Source organism: Mucilaginibacter tolerans (assembly GCF_030519375.1).
In the GTDB taxonomy this organism is placed as follows: Bacteria; Bacteroidota; Bacteroidia; order Sphingobacteriales; family Sphingobacteriaceae; genus Mucilaginibacter.
In genome coordinates this window covers 105711-118712 of record NZ_JAUMKB010000012.1, presented here as the reverse complement: position 1 = coordinate 118712, position 13002 = coordinate 105711, and the positions used below count along the sequence as shown (strand labels likewise).

Annotated in this window: 13 protein-coding genes and 1 pseudogene; 7 read left to right on the top strand and 7 right to left on the bottom strand. The window is 42.6% G+C overall.

Annotation, left to right across the window (positions count from 1 at the left end; genetic code table 11):
* The first annotated feature begins 55 nt into the window (after positions 1-55).
* On the top strand, positions 56-952 hold the full coding sequence (locus tag Q3A68_RS17135; RefSeq protein WP_302902342.1) for a DUF3078 domain-containing protein: 897 nt from the start codon (positions 56-58) through the stop codon (positions 950-952).
* Between the two features lie 109 nt (positions 953-1061).
* Here Q3A68_RS17135 and Q3A68_RS17130 read toward each other — a convergent pair whose 3' ends face one another.
* The 3 genes from Q3A68_RS17130 to Q3A68_RS17120 form a co-directional block, all read right to left on the bottom strand.
* Complete coding sequence (locus tag Q3A68_RS17130; RefSeq protein WP_302902341.1) at positions 1062-1289, bottom strand: hypothetical protein; 228 nt, start codon at positions 1287-1289, stop codon at positions 1062-1064.
* A 182-nt stretch (positions 1290-1471) separates the two neighbouring features.
* Complete coding sequence (locus tag Q3A68_RS17125) at positions 1472-2116, bottom strand: DUF2306 domain-containing protein (RefSeq protein WP_302902340.1); 645 nt, start codon at positions 2114-2116, stop codon at positions 1472-1474.
* A complete protein-coding gene (locus Q3A68_RS17120; protein WP_302902339.1) occupies positions 2116-3183 on the bottom strand; it encodes a serine hydrolase domain-containing protein in 1068 nt (355 codons plus the stop codon). The genes Q3A68_RS17125 and Q3A68_RS17120 overlap by 1 nt, the downstream gene beginning before the upstream one ends.
* A 156-nt stretch (positions 3184-3339) precedes the next feature.
* Here Q3A68_RS17120 and Q3A68_RS17115 point away from each other — a divergent pair, with 156 nt between their 5' ends.
* The 3 genes from Q3A68_RS17115 (at position 3340) to Q3A68_RS17105 (ending at position 6403) form a co-directional block, all read left to right on the top strand.
* Positions 3340-4557 carry an acyltransferase family protein gene (locus tag Q3A68_RS17115; RefSeq protein WP_302902338.1) on the top strand — a complete coding sequence of 406 codons (1218 nt, stop codon included), beginning with the start codon at positions 3340-3342 and terminating at the stop codon, positions 4555-4557.
* A 114-nt stretch (positions 4558-4671) separates the two neighbouring features.
* Positions 4672-5718 (top strand): sensor histidine kinase, encoded by a 1047-nt coding sequence (locus Q3A68_RS17110; RefSeq protein WP_302902337.1) that lies wholly within the window; start codon positions 4672-4674, stop codon positions 5716-5718.
* Positions 5708-6403 carry a LytR/AlgR family response regulator transcription factor gene (locus Q3A68_RS17105; RefSeq protein ID WP_302902336.1) on the top strand — a complete coding sequence of 232 codons (696 nt, stop codon included), beginning with the start codon at positions 5708-5710 and terminating at the stop codon, positions 6401-6403. Before Q3A68_RS17110 ends, Q3A68_RS17105 begins: the two co-directional genes overlap by 11 nt.
* A 23-nt stretch (positions 6404-6426) precedes the next feature.
* Here the strand turns inward: Q3A68_RS17105 and Q3A68_RS17100 are convergent, their stop codons facing one another.
* Positions 6427-7023: a hypothetical protein gene (locus Q3A68_RS17100; protein ID WP_302902335.1), complete on the bottom strand. Its 597-nt coding sequence runs from the start codon at positions 7021-7023 to the stop codon at positions 6427-6429.
* Between the two features lie 92 nt (positions 7024-7115).
* Here Q3A68_RS17100 and Q3A68_RS17095 point away from each other — a divergent pair.
* A pseudogene (locus Q3A68_RS17095) lies at positions 7116-7319 on the top strand (HigA family addiction module antitoxin); the annotation flags it as partial.
* Between the two features lie 4 nt (positions 7320-7323).
* On the opposite strand, the gene Q3A68_RS17090 reads toward Q3A68_RS17095, so the two are convergent.
* The 3 genes from Q3A68_RS17090 to Q3A68_RS17080 form a co-directional block, all read right to left on the bottom strand.
* On the bottom strand, positions 7324-8793 hold the full coding sequence (locus Q3A68_RS17090) for a rhamnogalacturonidase (RefSeq protein WP_302902334.1): 1470 nt from the start codon (positions 8791-8793) through the stop codon (positions 7324-7326).
* A gap of 62 nt (positions 8794-8855) precedes the next feature.
* A complete protein-coding gene (locus tag Q3A68_RS17085; protein ID WP_302902333.1) occupies positions 8856-9185 on the bottom strand; it encodes an MmcQ/YjbR family DNA-binding protein in 330 nt (109 codons plus the stop codon).
* Positions 9186-9250: 65 nt separating this feature from the next.
* The gene (locus tag Q3A68_RS17080) at positions 9251-9601 is read right to left on the bottom strand and encodes a response regulator (protein WP_302902332.1); all 351 of its coding nucleotides are present in this window, start codon (positions 9599-9601) and stop codon (positions 9251-9253) included.
* A 180-nt stretch (positions 9602-9781) separates the two neighbouring features.
* Here Q3A68_RS17080 and Q3A68_RS17075 point away from each other — a divergent pair, with 180 nt between their 5' ends.
* Together Q3A68_RS17075 and Q3A68_RS17070 are read left to right on the top strand one after the other, a co-directional pair.
* Positions 9782-10561 (top strand): enoyl-CoA hydratase/isomerase family protein, encoded by a 780-nt coding sequence (locus tag Q3A68_RS17075; RefSeq protein WP_302902331.1) that lies wholly within the window; start codon positions 9782-9784, stop codon positions 10559-10561.
* Positions 10562-10723: 162 nt separating this feature from the next.
* On the top strand, positions 10724-13000 hold the full coding sequence (locus tag Q3A68_RS17070; protein ID WP_302902330.1) for a PAS domain S-box protein: 2277 nt from the start codon (positions 10724-10726) through the stop codon (positions 12998-13000).
* The last annotated feature ends 2 nt before the right edge of the window (positions 13001-13002 follow it).

Genomic DNA, 13002 nt, shown 5'->3' with positions numbered 1-13002 from the left:
ATTTGTACTTTTAGTTATTATTTAACGATTCTACCCACATCTAAAAATTATCCTTATGAAAACAGCGTTACTTATTCTTTCATTTTTGTGCCTAAGCTTGACAGGGTTTTCTCAGGCAACTACACCACCAAAAGACACTACCAAAATCTGGACGATACACGGACAAAACACCTTTCTGATCAACCAAAGCTCCTTTAATCATTGGGCAGCAGGCGGAACTAATTCGGTTGCTGCCAATTTGGTGCTGGATTATGATTTCAACTATAAAAAAGACAAATGGAGCTGGGATAATAAAGCTATTGTTGGCTATGGTATCAGCAAACAGAACGGAACCGGCTGGCGCAAAAATGATGATCGTATCATCCTGAACAGCCTGCTGGGTTACCAGGCCGCCAAATATTGGCTGTACACTTTTTATACCAACTTCCAGACGCAATTTACCAAAGGTTATAATTACAATGCCGACGGTACCCGTACATTGATATCGGCACCATTTGCACCGGCTTACCTTACCTTCGGGCCGGGTTTTGCTTATAAGAGGGATGACAACTTCAGGATCAATATTTCGCCGGCTGCTATTAAGTACACTTTCGTAACCAATGACTCCTTGTCAAATGTTGGCTCATTTGGAGTAGCACCCGGTGAAAAACATCTTTTCCAGTTTGGCACCTCCTTGGATGCTTATTACAAGGCCAATATTGCTACCAATATATCTATTGAAAACATATTGAAAATGTACACAGACTACCTTAAGCAACCGCAAAATATTTTCATGGATTACACTATTAATCTATTTATGAAGGTAAACAAGTTTGTGACCGTAAACGGTGGGGTGGAGCTAATCAACGACCCGTATGCCAAAATACCGGTACTGAACAACGGCGTGCAGGAAATGCATTCGCTCTTCCAGGTGAAGCAGATATTTGGTGCGGGGTTGACATATAAGTTTTGATTGATTAATTCGGGGGATTGCAAATCCCCTTGTATTTTATTCTGGGAACATAAATCCAAGCTAACGAGACACATGCGGCGCGTCTGCATATGCATTAGGCGGTTAAGGGTTATTCAAATGCCCAACAAATAAAAACTATCCCACCAAGAATGGCGAAAATGACGAGTTCCCAAGACTTAACGAGATCCATAAGAGATACTCTATTGGGATTTTCTATAAAAAATTGATTGTCACCCATTCTTAATGGCTTTTTACCTTTTACACTGCGATAGGCAAAAAAAGCGATTATAAAACAGATGAGCCCTCCTGAAAATTTAAGCCAATTCACTTGCATCATAATTTAGCTAAATTAAAAGAAATACTTTTATTAAAATTTAGCAATAAATCAGTAAAAGCGAAAATCATCTGCCATCCGGGCGATGGGTAGCATTAGGTTTTTAACTGTATGAATAGTTAATTTATTTAACTATTGTGGGTGTTGCACCTGTTACATCTTACACCTTGCGGCCGAGGAGCCGTTTATTCTGATGCCCTTACACTATAAGCCAAAGTTCGTGCCCTTTTACTAATGATCATTTCAGCAACGATAAGGTTAGGCACCCAGCATAGCCAGGAAATAACACGGTAAGAAGCCGTAAAATCCCAATGCATCAACTGCGTTGCAAGTGGTAAATATATACGCAAAGTAACCGCTGCAAAAGTGAGCGCATAATTGCGTATCATCCAATTTTCGTGCTGTTTGATATCTCTTTTAAGAATCCTGGTATAAGCCATCATTACGGTGAAAAACCACGCAATTGCTAATCCGCCAAAACCTAAAGTGCAAGTGATACCACCGGATGCAAAAAGGGCGATATAGAAACCCGCGAGACTGCTCAGCGTTACCGAGCCGACATAGATTTTGCCAATGGTGCGATGCGTGTTCAAATAACGGTCGCGCAGTTTTTGGCTGAATTGTGTCCATCCGAGTAATAGTGCGATGCCACCAAAAGTAATGTGTGTATAAAATGCGGTGTGCCAGGCCGTGCTTTCAAGTAGCTCTTTGGTTTTACTTGCCCAAAGCCCCTGGCCATGCATGTCAAATATGTAATATACGGTAGGATAAACGCCGACTGATAAAGCTAAAAGAGCAAACAGTATCCAGGCAAAGGTTTTTCTTGTCATTACTGTAATTGTTGATAGATTATAGGAAATATTTTCTCTAAGAACAGGTTTGAGGCTTTTATCGCAGTAACATTGTTAATGCTTTCGTTTACTGAAATTACAGCTTTTTTATCAGGAATTACAAATACAAATTGACCACCCCAACCCAGGCCATACAACATAGGTGCGCCATCATAGTTATAATGATAAAAGCATAGGGCATAGGTCGACCCCTCAAATCCCCAGGGAGTTTTATAGGAAATAGCCGGGTTCAATATTTCTGCGATCCATTTTTTGGGGACTATACTTTTATGGTTATAATACCCTTTATGAAGCAGCAACGAACCGATCTTGTTCATGTCGGTGGTCGGCATTTCAACACTGTACAAGCCGCAACCGTCATAATAGCCATCGAACATTTTATACCAGTGCACGTGCTGTATACCAAGTGGTGCGAATAAATACTTCGTGGCAAAATCAAGTGTCGTCATCCCCGTGGCTTTGGTCAGAATAGCCGAAAGTAGATGCGTTCCCGCATTACTATAGTAAAACACTTTACCGGGCTCTGAAACTAATGGCTGCTTTAATACATAGCCGGTTGGATCTTGCTGAATCAAATATTGTCGCAAGTTGCGCGTATCCTCGTGCCAGAGTCCCGATGCCTGGTTCATGATCTGTCGGATGGTGATGTCTTGTTTTCGTTTATCAGTATCATCCTTTAGCTGGGGAAAGTATTTAACGATCTTTTCGTCTACCGACGAAATATAACCCTTGTCGATAGCGATGCCTATTAACAAAGACATTACACTTTTAGTGAGTGACTGGTTATTATAAAGCGTTGTATCTGATTTGCCGTTAAAATATTGACTGAAGGCAACCTTGTCATTTTGTGATACTACTACGGCATACAACTGTTTGTTATTTTTTACATAGACTGATGTATCGATCTTAATTTGAGCCTGCGCAAAAGATAAGGAAGCGGTCAGGAAAAACAGGAGCAGTACCTTCTTTATCATTAGTGGTCCCAGTTTTACATTTTGACGTTGAAAGATGGTTATGGTTACAATTCGGTTAGTTAGATTTTTCATTTTAAAGATTTTATTTGATCACAGAGGCAAAAGTAGCTTCACCAGTGATGCCGGGTACGAGATCTTTTGTCCACTCGTCACAAAAAATTGTCTACTGGTCAAAAAACTTTTTCGAACGTGTTTTTTGAGGCTTCCTTTACATAAAAAATCACGACAATGGAAACCTCACAACGACAAACTTACCTGGATTGGTTAAGGATAATATCCATACTGGGGGTATTATTTTTTCATTCAGCCATGCCTTACGTGGCAGAGGACGGCTGGCACATCAAGAACCACGAGACCAGCAACCTGATGATGGAATCGAACCATTTTTTGCACCTTTTTCGCATGCCGCTGCTATTTTTTATTTCTGGTACAGTAAGCTTTTATATGATGCAGCGGCGCTCTACTTTAAGTTTCATCGGTTTACGATTTCGCAGACTGTTCATACCGCTTTTGGTAGGTATGTTCATTATCGTTCCGCCTCAAATTTATATGGAACGGTTGGCCAATGGCTACAAAGGCAGTTTTTTGGACTGGTATCCAAGTGTGTTTAATTTTGTGCCATATCCACAAGGCGGGAGCTTCAGTTGGCACCACCTGTGGTTTATAGCCTACCTGTTTATCTACGATCTGATATTTGCGCCGATGTTTGCCTGGATGATATCGCCAAAAAGTGATGCCTTTAAACAAAAACTGGCTGCATTGGCAAATGGCAAATGGGTTTATCTTTTGATGCTCCCCGGCATCGTATGGTTTGCACTACTGAGCCAGAAATTACCTGAAACGAATGACCTGGCACATGATGGCTGCTACTTTGTTTACTGGTTATTGTTCCTGTTAGCCGGCTTTATCTGCATACTTCAGCCTAAATTAATGGATAGCCTTGAGCGCAACCGTCGCTTTGCCCTGACCATAGGTTTTTTGAGCCTGATGATGTGGGAATGCATGCGCTGGAATAAGATCGAACCATGGCAACCGCAATGGCCGTTTCATGGCAGCCTTTTCAGCTACTTGTTTATTGCCCTGCGACCAACGATTGCCTGGGGGTGGGTGCTGGCATTGGTGGGTTATGGTAAGCATTACCTGAACCGTACACATAAAGTATTAAATTACCTGAATCAGGCGGTGTATCCGTTTTATATCCTGCATCAAACGGTAATCGTACTGGTCGTTTACTATATCGTTCAAACACAGAATGAAAGTATCTTGTCAAAATACCTTTATACCGTGGGTATTACTTTCTTTATAAGTGTGCTGATCTATCACCTGTTTATCCGTCCGTATGCTGTTACCCGCTTTTTGTTCGGAATGAAGCCTAAGGATAAGCCAAAGCCGGTATTGCAGGTTGAAAATGAAGACTTGAAACCGGTGGTGGCGTTGTCGGCGTGAAAAGGCGAGTGTCACACTGAGCGCTCGAAGTGTAGCGCGAGGGCCTTTGCCCGCATGCTTCGAGTGCCTCAGCATGACACCGTTATTGTGATTAGAGTTTACTAATTTAGATCGATGAATTTTTTCAGAAAATACATATTCCCCGCTCTGTACGGCTTGCTGGTATATTTTACTATCCGGCTGCTACATGATACCGATGTGAACCAACGCTCCTGGGAAAGGCCGTTCTATATCAACGCTGTAGAGATAGCTTGCTCGGTTGTTGTGGGATACATAGCTATCTACCTTTTTCAACGCTTGTTTAAATACTATGATAAGCGTTGGCCGGCTCAGTTATGCTACCAGGGCGTTGCGAGAGAACTACTGATATTGGTGGGGCTAAACCTTGTATTGGTAAATGTGGTATTCGTACCAATGGATATGGCCCTGCACACGGACTGGAAACCCTGGTACATATCCGGGGCCGACGTCGCCGATATCAATATGATCCCGACACTGTATGCCATTGTTTATTATGGTATTGTGCGCAGCAGTACCTGGCTGAGGGCTTATGTGGATAACAAGGTTCAACTGGAAAAGGTTACTAATGAGCATTTGGAAACTGAATTGAAATTTTTGAAAGCGCAATATCACCCTCACTTTTTATTCAACGCGCTGAATACGATTTATTTCCAGATGGATGAAGATACCGAGGGGGCCAAGCGAAGTATTGAGAAGTTTTCGGAACTGCTGCGCTATCAGCTATACGATCAGCAACAGCAGGTGCCCGTAATGCAAGAGATAGAATACCTGCAAAGTTTTATCGAACTGCAAAAGATACGCAGTTCGGATAAACTGAAGCTGAAAGTTGATTTTGATCAAAGGCTTAACGGACAATTGGTTTACCCTTTGTTGTTTTTGCCTTTGGTTGAGAACGCCTTTAAGTTTGTTGGTGGTGATTACGAAATGCGAGTAGGAGCAAAAGTAGTTGATGGGCAAATCGATTTTAAAGTTGAGAATTCGGTGCCAAAGCTAGAGCAAACTATAAAAAAAGCCGGAGGAATAGGCCTGGAGAACCTAAAACGCAGGCTTGATCTGCTTTATCCCGGGAAACATTTATTATTATTAGAAAACAGCGGCGATCATTTTAAGGCTGAACTGAAACTGGAATATGAGCGATAAAATCAGTTGTATAATCACCGATGATGAGCCCTTTGCCCGTAAAGGTTTGCAGGGTTATGTTGAAAAGATCGACTTCTTAGATCTGAAAGGTTCATGCGAAGATGCGTTGCAACTAAGCAATATGCTGCAGCAACAACCGGTTGATCTGCTATTCCTCGATATCCAGATGCCGCATATTACCGGAGTAGAGTTTTTAAGGGCATTACGCAATCCGCCTAAGGTAATATTTACTACGGCCTTTGAGCATTATGCTATCCAGGGCTTTGAGCTGGACGTGATGGATTACCTTTTAAAGCCGATCTCCTACGACCGTTTCCTGAAAGCGACCTGGAAAGCCAGGGATTATTTCGCATTGCGAGAACAGTCGACTAATAACGTTCCTTACCTGTTTGTCAAGTCGAACGGACGATTGGAGAAGATCGTCTTCAGCGATATACTGTTCATCGAGGGGATGGAAAACTATGTGGCCATCTATCTTGAAAATAAAAAGATCATCACACACTGCACTATCAAGGCGCTACTGGATAAATTGCCGTCAAAACAGTTTATTCAGAGCCACAGATCGTATGTGGTGGCTGTAGATAAAATCAGTTCGATTGAAGGAAATACGCTGCATGTTCAAACCTACCAGGTACCGGTAAGTAAGTATCTGCGCGAGGAAGTGTTGGGGCAGATTATCAGATAAGATCGATCTTTCCAGCGGCCATGTTATGCACTCGTTGTAAACAAGCGCAAGTTATTAGTTAACATTTGCCATGAAATATAAGCCAATGGAACGAGCATCATAAAATCAACCACATGGGCTATCCACTCAATTCTCGGAATTCGGGATGCAGGAAACAATGCCCCTGCAATAGCGATCAGGATTCCCACCCAAACCGGAACAGTACGGGTGCGTGCCAGTACGATGCCCAATATCAATAAGCTAATTGGGAATGCCGGTCCACCAATCCAGAAAATGATATTGGTAAGAACCGGGTATTGAGAAAGCGCAACCAACAGGGTATGATGAGGAATGTTGAACATCACTGTCAAAATATCCCGTAAAGCAAAAGCTACGCCGCCGCACAGACATCCATAAACGGCAAGTAAGAAGCCCCATGAAGCGTAATTGGGTGCCCGTTCGCGTAGCATATCAAATAATGCCAGGAATGCAGGTACCCAGAATATACTGCCGATGATCAGAAGCAAGCCAGACGTTGTGTCGTAAGTTCCATATTGACTTTGGGTTTTCCAAAAGAAGCTGGAAACTGCATAAAACAGCGGTGCCAGGAAGAGGGAAGCCGCGTTTAGTTTGATCCTCATCGTTTTAAGTTTGAGGATTTGACAACCGAAAATGAAAACAGGTTACATCCGTTTTATAGTATTGCCAAATCAAATGAAAATACTTATCTAAAGAGACAAGGATACCTCAGACCCGTATTTCTGAAATAGTAAAAGGAAAGCGTAGAATTGCAGCGGATACAGCCTTGAGATTAAGTCAGTTTTTTGGCAACACAGCAAAATTCTGGCTTGGGCTGCAAGATGATTTTGATATCGAAAATGAGATGATCGAAAAGCAAGGCGAATTTGAGCATATCAAACGTTTTGTTGCAGCATAGCTGATCAATGATCCGTATTTAAATATTCAATCTCCTGCACGCCCTTTACTGTTTGTCCTTTCACATTATGTGAATCCAGCCCCTTCACATCATCCATCACAAGAGCAGGACGAACCTCCTCATTCAGATAACTTACTTCGACATCACGTAACTTTAATCCATCCACATGGCGAATATAAAAGCCGTAGGCTGCTGTGGTGCCGAACATGGATGGCTCAGGATAATTCTTTTCCAGTTCGGGTACTTTTGCAGCATCCTGCACTTTGCCACCACCTTTAAAATAAATGCGGATATTATTCAGATCGAGGTCTTTGATAGGATGGCCAGGTATGCCGGTTATTATACAAGCTTGTTCCACATCCGCATTGTAAATGCGAACATTACTGATAGATACCCGACGGATTTCGCCAACCGGAGTCCCTTCCGGTCCGCGCATACGGGCACCGAGGCGTAAAAATATTGGTGCGTTCACGATGTCGCGCATCGTAATGTTGCTGATCTCCACATCTTCCAGCAAGGCTCCGTCTACGGCCTCCAGTGCCAGTCCACGGCAGTAGTCAAACACGCAGTTAGTAATGGCAATATTTTTAAAGCCACCGTTTGATTCAGTGCCGAACTTAATACGCCCTGTGGGATGCAAACCGTAATGTTGGTTTTCGGTGCGTTTATAGGTGCCCTCGAGAAAGCTGCCTTCGTCGTAACCACTAACCTGACAATTGGTTATCGTAACATTCTCGGTAGCCCGGGCAAAGCCCAATGCATAGGTGCTTTTCAGGCAAATACCGTCATCATAAGGTGAGTTGACACTGCAATTAGAGATACGTACATTGCGACAGCAATCAATATCCATTCCGTCGCGGTTGGTGTCCATTTTTAGATTATCGATGGTCAGATTATCAACTCCTGTTGCCAGAATAGCAAACCATCCTGCGTGCAGAAAAGTAACATCGCGGATGATGACATTCCGGCATTTATATAAAACCAGCGACTTGTTAGCCACCTTACTGTCTTTCTTATAATCATTTATTAGCCCTTTTCCCCAGATCATACCAGGCCCCAGGATAGAAACATCGTGCAGGCTCTCGCCCCAGATTAGGGAGTTGTGAAAATGACTATGCCCAAAATCCTGGTAGGTTGTGTTGACGGTTTGCTCCTCCTGGTCGTAAACCTCACCGGCGTTTTCACTGGTAGCAACAATAGTTGCACCCTGGTCGAGGTAAAGGGAAATATTACTTTTTAAATGGATCGACCCTGACAGATAATTTCCGGCAGGCAGATAAACCGTTCCGCCTCCCGCATCCGCCGCTACTTTGATTGCTTTATTGATGGCTTTTGAATCAAGATTGTTGCCATCTCCTTTAGCTCCGAACGATCTAACATTGTAAATTCCGTTTTGCCGCACAGGTTGGCTAAATACATTTGTGCAAACGACAGTTATTAATAAAGTCAATAAGAAAGCAGGCTTAGTATTCATATCAGGTTCATTAAGTAAACGGGGGTGACTTGCAGGCTTTGTACCGAAGATAGATTTAATATTTATCTTTTGGAAGTTTTTAAGCCAGCTGTTTCCCAGGCTGTGGTGATAACATCTTCAAGCATATCCAACCTCACTTTTGAAAGTTCGACATAAGTAGCGCCTTTCAATCCCCATTTATTGGGTATCGGATAAAATATATCAGGGTCAAATGAATGAAATACGGATTGATCTATTGGTGAAAGGATTGCCGTCATGCGATTATCAGCAGGCCATAATGTTACAAATGTCCGTTTGCTTTTAACCTTAAACGCCGGACGGCCAACATGAACATATTCTTCTACGTTTGGAAGCGATAATGCAATCTGTCGTGCGGTTTCAATATCAGCCATTTGCCTAAAAGATTTCAGTTAATAATAACTAAAATACATAACTGGTTTGAAAATAAAAGGAACTGTTATCTCACAAAATCTTTGATCAGCTGAATGACTGTTTCAATATTGAAAGGCTTTTCTAAGTAGGCGTCAGCAAGGCAATTTCGAGCTATTTCAGCAAGGTTAGGCATAGCTGACATCAGTATTACCGGGATATTTTTTGTGGTATTATCGTTTTTTAACCGGATACAAAGATCGCTTCCCCATACCGTCGCCAGTTTATCATCCAATAAAATAAGCTCAGGTTTGATCATGTCAAGATTGGTCAGCGAACTCCCGTCCAAACAAGAGATCATTTCGTGCCCCGCATCTTCCAAAACATAGCCTAATAATTCTTTGATATCGATATTATCCTCGACGACTAATATTTTCAAGATTAAATCTTAGTTAAATAATTAAATTAGTACAAAAATATTAGATTAGATGAAATTTAGATGAATTAGCTTGGGTTAGCAAAGTAAATTTATTTAATGGCGGTACTTCCGGCGAACCAGCGGATTGTTGTATAGTAACTAAAATGTGCCGACATTTACACGAATCTTTGAAATCCGACTATGCCTGAAACTCCAAACGGATATGTAACCGCCGATCTGAAAGACGGCATCAGTACGATTACTTTTTACCACCCTTCACAGAATTCGCTGCCCGCTGATCTTTTGAAACAACTTTGTACCGAAATAAAGAGTGCAGGAAAAAATCCGGAGACAAGAGTAATCCTATTGAAAAGCGAAGGCGACCGCACTTTCTGTGCCGGCGCCAGCTTTGCGGAACTTGTTCAAATAAAAGACAAAGACGCAGGTGCTGAATTTTTTTCGGGCTTTGCGCGGGTGATCAATGCCTGTCGAAAATCGCCAAAGATCATCATCGCAAGGATACAGGGCAAAGCGGTAGGCGGTGGGGTTGGACTGGCAGCAGCAGCTGATTATTGCCTGGCGACCGAAGCAGCTTCCATCAAGTTGAGTGAATTGGCAATCGGCATTGGCCCATTTGTCATATCGCCTGCTGTGATACGCAAAATAGGCTTACCTGCATTTTCACAGCTAACAGTTAGGGCGGTAGACTTTCAAACCGCCACCTGGGCAAAAGAAAAAGGCTTATATAATGATGTTTACCCCGATATCAGCACCCTGGATGCCGAAGTAGATGCACTAACGCAAAAACTCGCTTCCTATCACCCCGAAGCCTTACATGGTCTGAAGCAGATTCTGTGGGAAGGCACCGAAAACTGGGACGAATTACTCGCCGAGCGAGCGGCTATCAGCGGAGAATTGGTTTTATCGGAATTCACTCAGCAAACATTAAAAGGATTTTTAGAAGGTAAAAGAGCTATTTGACTACTTTATAACCAGTAGTTAACTTCAAGACTTAACTATAATCAGACCTCTGGAGAAATATCAAACGATTTTTCCTGCAGAATTATCAAAAATTACCCTATAGTTAAACCAAAGAACAAACCCTGACTTCGTTTCGAACGTATAATGATGTTCAGGTCTCTTATGGCTATCCTCGGGAAGAATAAAACAATTACGATAATCAGCTGCATTGCTATTGCAACAGGCATAGTTGTTATTCTTGGCTGGATATTAAATATATTGATTCTAAAGCGGATAATACCAGGTTTTGTAAATATGGTGTTTAACACGGCTTTGAGTTTTGTTTTATTAGGCGGAGCATTACTAACGACCCAGTACCCTCAGAGAAAATACCGGAATATACTCTATCTTTTTCTGTCGTTTGCCGGGACGCTTATCGGATTGGTCACCCTGTTGCAATTCATATTTCATTTTAATGCAGGCATTGACGAGTTATTTGTAAAGGATACAGAGAAAGTCTCTTCAAGCCATCTTTTTTTGGGTCGCATGGCCGTTAATTCTGCCATCTGTATCACCATTTTCGGGTCTGGTCTTTTGATGCTCGCTCTCAGAAAACGAGCATTTGATCTGGCGGCACAGTGGCTTTTTCACACCGTTACAATTTTTTCCGCTATTGCGTTGGTAGGGTATTTCTACGGGGTATCGTTGTTCTCCTCCATTTTGTATATCAGCTCTATGGCCACGCATACGGCAATTCTTTTCTTCGTTTTATCCATAGCTGCATCACTCTTGAATCCGGGAATGGGCATCACCTGGTTGTTTACAGGTAAGCTAATCGGCAACCAGATGGCTAAAAGGCTGTTTACCCTGATGTTCACTATGATAATTATTTTCGGATCAATCCGGGTACAAACCGATCAATACAAACTGTTCTCGTTAGAAATCTGGATATCCTTACTCGCTGTTTGCTTTTTGCTGGTGAGTCTTGTTGTGATTTGGAATACAGCAATATGGCTGAATAGGATTGATGCAAGCAGATCGGAAGCCGAGGCCGAAGTGAAACAAATGAATGCGGAATTGGAGAAAAGAGTGGAAGAACGTTCGGCTGAATATCAAAAGAGTGAAGAAAAATACCGGTCGCTGATCGAGCATGCGTCAGATGCGATTTATGTATTGGATAGCGACGGGTGCTTTACAGATGTTAACGCCAGTATGTGTAAAATGATGGGTTATACACGTAATGAATTGTTGCAATTAAAGGTAGAAGCAATTGTTGACCCAGAAGAATTGAAAATTGACCCGCTACCCAAGAGTATGAAAGGCGCCGAGTATTCAGAGTTTCGCGAGCGGCGATTTATGCGCAAAAGCGGAGATGTTTTCCCGGTAGAGATCAACGTGAAAAGGTTTATGGATGATCGTGTGCTGGTAATGGCCCGTGATATCACTTACCGTAAAGACATCGAAACCGAGTTAAGGTCCTCAGAGCAACAATATAAATTACTGTTTGAAAGTAATCCCCTGCCACTTTGGATGGTCGATAAGGCCACCATGCGGGTTATTGCAGCAAATGATGCGGCTGCTGATCAGTATGGATATGCAAAGGATGAACTGCCAAACATGGAAGTTACCGCTTTCAGGGTACCCGAGGACCGGGGGTTACAAATGCGGGAGTGGGGAAAAAATATGAATATTGGCACAGAAAGAAATATTGTACGCCATGTGAAAAAGAACGGGACGGTAATGTTTATTCAAGTGGTTGCCAATGATATTGTGTTTGAAGGCAGAGCGGTACGGCTTTCGCTCACTAATGATGTGACTGAAAGGCTCAAAGCAGAGGACTCGTTACGGAAATCAGAGGCTAACCTGCAAACAATATTGAGCACTACCGACACCGCTTATGCTTCTTTTGATACCAATTTCAGACTGCTCGCCTATAACCCTACTGCTTTTGATTTTATCAGGGAACAATACCGCCATATACCTAAAGAAGGCGATTATCTCGGCGATTTTATACCCGCGTATCGCTGGACAAAGGTCGTTGATTTAGCAAAACAGGTAACGGAGGGACGGCATATTAACTACGAAGTTGATTATCCTCAGGACGATGGCACATTGCGGTGGTATGATGTGAAGCTTTCACCCTTAACTGATGGGAGTGATCGCATATCCGGGATGCTGGTGGCGTTGTATGATATTACCGAAAGGAAAAATGCCGAGCAGAATCTGCAAACTGCATACGAGCGCATTCAGGACCATATCGACAGTATAAAAGGCATGGCCTGGAAACAATCCCACCTGATACGAAGTCCGCTGGCCAATCTGAAGGCCTTATCAGAAATGCTGAAAGGACAGCCCATGGATACAGAACTATTAAAGCATTTCCAAACTGAGTTGAACCGACTCGACGATATTATACATGAAATGGCCCGCGAAGCCGCGGGGCATGACATCGAAAATTAATT

Excerpts from the sequence above, each read along its gene's own strand:
- Q3A68_RS17075 (WP_302902331.1), top strand. The coding sequence starts at position 9,782 with ATGCCTGAAACTCCAAACGGATATGTAACCGCCGATCTGAAAGACGGC.
- Q3A68_RS17110 (WP_302902337.1), top strand. The coding sequence starts at position 4,672 with ATGAATTTTTTCAGAAAATACATATTCCCCGCTCTGTACGGCTTGCTG.
- Q3A68_RS17085 (WP_302902333.1), bottom strand. The coding sequence starts at position 9,185 with ATGGCTGATATTGAAACCGCACGACAGATTGCATTATCGCTTCCAAAC.
- Q3A68_RS17090 (WP_302902334.1), bottom strand. The coding sequence starts at position 8,793 with ATGAATACTAAGCCTGCTTTCTTATTGACTTTATTAATAACTGTCGTT.
- Q3A68_RS17115 (WP_302902338.1), top strand. The coding sequence starts at position 3,340 with ATGGAAACCTCACAACGACAAACTTACCTGGATTGGTTAAGGATAATA.
- Q3A68_RS17130 (WP_302902341.1), bottom strand. The coding sequence starts at position 1,289 with ATGATGCAAGTGAATTGGCTTAAATTTTCAGGAGGGCTCATCTGTTTT.
- Q3A68_RS17105 (WP_302902336.1), top strand. The coding sequence starts at position 5,708 with ATGAGCGATAAAATCAGTTGTATAATCACCGATGATGAGCCCTTTGCC.
- Q3A68_RS17135 (WP_302902342.1), top strand. The coding sequence starts at position 56 with ATGAAAACAGCGTTACTTATTCTTTCATTTTTGTGCCTAAGCTTGACA.
- Q3A68_RS17100 (WP_302902335.1), bottom strand. The coding sequence starts at position 7,023 with ATGAGGATCAAACTAAACGCGGCTTCCCTCTTCCTGGCACCGCTGTTT.
- Q3A68_RS17070 (WP_302902330.1), top strand. The coding sequence starts at position 10,724 with ATGGCTATCCTCGGGAAGAATAAAACAATTACGATAATCAGCTGCATT.
- Q3A68_RS17120 (WP_302902339.1), bottom strand. The coding sequence starts at position 3,183 with ATGAAAAATCTAACTAACCGAATTGTAACCATAACCATCTTTCAACGT.
- Q3A68_RS17125 (WP_302902340.1), bottom strand. The coding sequence starts at position 2,116 with ATGACAAGAAAAACCTTTGCCTGGATACTGTTTGCTCTTTTAGCTTTA.